Annotated in this window: 5 protein-coding genes; all 5 read right to left on the bottom strand. The window is 35.2% G+C overall.

Annotated elements, in window-relative coordinates; all coding sequences use genetic code 11:
• Positions 1–208 (bottom strand): hypothetical protein (locus ACOYLT_RS11205; protein WP_422853932.1); only part of this gene is annotated, 208 nt, incomplete at its 3' end.
• 76 nt (positions 209–284) lie between these two features.
• Entirely contained in the window at positions 285–881 is a 597-nt protein-coding gene (locus ACOYLT_RS11200) for a ParB N-terminal domain-containing protein (protein ID WP_422853931.1), read from the bottom strand.
• A gap of 83 nt (positions 882–964) precedes the next feature.
• Positions 965–1,117, bottom strand: coding sequence for a hypothetical protein (locus ACOYLT_RS11195; protein ID WP_422853930.1), 153 nt, complete (start codon positions 1,115–1,117; stop codon positions 965–967).
• A gap of 122 nt (positions 1,118–1,239) precedes the next feature.
• Entirely contained in the window at positions 1,240–1,722 is a 483-nt protein-coding gene (locus ACOYLT_RS11190) for a hypothetical protein (RefSeq protein WP_422853929.1), read from the bottom strand.
• A gap of 430 nt (positions 1,723–2,152) precedes the next feature.
• Positions 2,153–2,518, bottom strand: coding sequence for a hypothetical protein (locus ACOYLT_RS11185; RefSeq protein ID WP_422853928.1), 366 nt, complete (start codon positions 2,516–2,518; stop codon positions 2,153–2,155).
• Between the last annotated feature and the right edge of the window lie 433 nt (positions 2,519–2,951).

The following is a 2,951-nucleotide window of genomic DNA, read 5'->3' as shown; positions in this document are numbered from 1 at the left end:
ATAGTCTAAGGCATATTCCCAATGATCTTGATTCTGAATTTTTTGGGCAATTATCAGAAAGAGCCATTCTATTTAACTCTAAGAATTGATTGAACCCAATTCCTAAATTTTGCGCCATTCTTCTCTTGTCTATTGATGGGCCAAATTGCAAAGCACCTTCTAGTTTTTGATTAAGAAAAACTCCAAAATGAATCTGTGAATTTTGCATACATTTCCCAGAATAGTGAAAACGTTCTACAATTTTCCTAGATGATGCAGAATCAATTAGCTTAATTTGTATGTCTTTAGCCGTAAACATATCGTTTCACAATTGCTGCAAGGGCATTACCGTTAGAATTTTGATTAAGCTCATCTTTTGTGTCTTCTTTTTTTTTTGCCTTTGCTATAGCTTCGTCAAGTATATCTTTTTGCTCGTTTGAAAGGACGAATGTTACTTCCTGGCAATCAGGCTCCCCGGACTCTAGTTCTGGAAATTTACCTTCTAAAGGCTCAATTACAAAATCCTTGATTCCTAATAACTCAATGTCAAAAGGCCCGAACTCTAATATGTCAGTATTGATCTGCCCAAAATCTAAACTAGATTGTGCAGCTAAAGCATTATCCGCAGTTAAATGCGCATACTCTTGCTCTTCACTATCAAAGTCCTGAAACATACAAGGAAGCTCTTTAACACCCTTTTCTTTGGCAATCTCAAGTCTTAAATGACCTGCTACAAGTTTACCAGTGCGATTAGATATTAAAAGTGGAGCTCTAAAACCTTGATAGTCAAAGATCTTTCTAGCGTATCTTTTTTGTTCTTCAGTATGAATGTTATTATTTTTATCGTTCGGGATTATCTTATTGATCGGCACCATTACGATGCTAGTAGCTTTAATTTCCATTTCTTGCTCTCTGTGAAATGTTTATATGATTGTTTCAAAACATCTAAACATTGCAAAGAGTTATTTAAGAATTATTTAACACCCTAATCTAGAATACCATCGAAGTGTTCATACAACAGCTCCCAAACATGCTTAAGGAGCTCTTTTTCTGAGTCAGACAATACTTTTCCTCTAACAGGTTGATCATACTTAAAAATAGGTCGAAACACTTCATTGTAAATGGTGTCTATCTTCATCTTGTAAACTGACCCATACAAGGCATTAATATGATCATCACGTTCTTCAGGCAAATTAAACTCTAGTGTTGCTTTCACAGTTCCCCCAAAAAAACCCACTGGTTTAATTTACTTTGTGAAGTTTATCCTAGCCATATTACTTCCTTAATTTTCTTTTTACCCTTTGGGCCTTCAAGACCTTTTGCTGTGTGAAATTTTTCAAAGGGTAACCAATTAGCTCCGTCCATTTCACACACTATTTTTTGTCCATTTCTTGATTTAGACCATTTAGCTAATGCTGAATAGTCAATATCATTATATGTGTAAAGACGACCAGCTTCAGCCGAATAAGGCGGGTCTATAAACCATGTAGCATTTAAATTATCAATTTTATCAAACGACTTTTGCTCACAAGTCCAGTGTCTTATCCCGTCTAGTTGGCTTGCTATTCTGTTTTTTATAGTCGTACCCCATTGCGAGTTTGGTCTAACCCCAGACTTCATCCAAGTAGAGGGTTTATTTCGAGGTTCACAAGATCCTTTGTTACACCAATAGCCAATAAGCCACTTGGCTTCCTGACACACCTTTAAATCGCGTACATCCTCGAATAATTCAGGCAGTGACATTATTTCACTGGCTTTAGCATTTATCAAAAAATTCCATACACCACATACTCTTTCGTTTAAATCGAATAGTTTAACATTCTTAGCTGAGTATCTAATTGAGTATCCAGCACTCCCAGCGAACGGCTCTATTATTGTTTCATGCGCAGGTTGCGGATAGCGTTTTGCAATTCTATATTTGCCACCATAATAAGTAAAAAACAGTTTAATAATTTCTCCGATTCAACTATTATAATATAGATGATATACTTGTTTTGAAGGGATATTTACCTAAATAAAACTGTAATTTTATTTTTATAGCTCACCCAAAAAAACCCACTGGTTTAATTTACTTTGTTTTACTACAAATAAAAATATTAATGATGCTTCTGATTCAAACACAAAAATAGAATTCAGCACTGGATTGTAATATACTAGCTGCATTAGTGGTAATTTACTCATTGGTACCCCATGGCATTAAATAACGCTTAAACTTCTCGATCTCTTGAATAAGATCTGCATTTTCAGCTTCTAGCTCTTTAATCTCTTTCTGCTTATAATTACAAGCAGCTTCCCATATTGTTCTGTCGGTATCCACTTCCCAATCAGGCAATCCAAAATAGATAGATTTATTTGCTTCTACATACTTATTAAACGCTTCTTTATCCTTATCATACTCAAGTTTTGAAACATTATACTTTTTTCCAGATTGTTTTACTTGGCACCAACAGTAAATCTTAGTTTCTTGTCCAGGTATGACTACGTGTGGATCTGATTCTGTTAAAAATTGAGATTGGCATAGCTCACAAGTAAGTATCATTTTTAATCCTTATTAGAGTAAACAAAACCATGATTCCCAGAGAGAGGGAGATAAGAAACCCAAGGGAGAGGATTCCTTCACAGTCTTTAAACTAAGAACAATCTTCTCTTGCCTCGTCTTCTAACACTTACTGGTTATATCGCAAGCTATTGGGTGGATGCCCTTCCTCTCTTCATGAGAATTAATGCTCGGTCAATGATTCCCGTCGGTCAGTCGATAAGCTCATTTACAAGGTTTCATGGCAGTATATAACCGCCTCTTCCTGTCCAATCAATGCTGAAATGAGAATCACATAGGGCGGTAACTTGTTTATTATTTAATTTTTATAGAAAGTAAATTAAATATTTACAATTTAGTTAAGTTAAGGTATAAGGGTTATCTCTATAAATGATAAGGATTCAAATGGATACACGTTTCGCCATAGGCAACACCG

The organism is Flavobacterium sp. (assembly GCF_049318185.1).
Lineage (GTDB): Bacteria > Bacteroidota > Bacteroidia > Flavobacteriales > Flavobacteriaceae > Flavobacterium.
The sequence above is the reverse complement of the archived record's forward strand: the minus strand, read 5'-3'. Positions and strand labels throughout refer to the sequence as shown.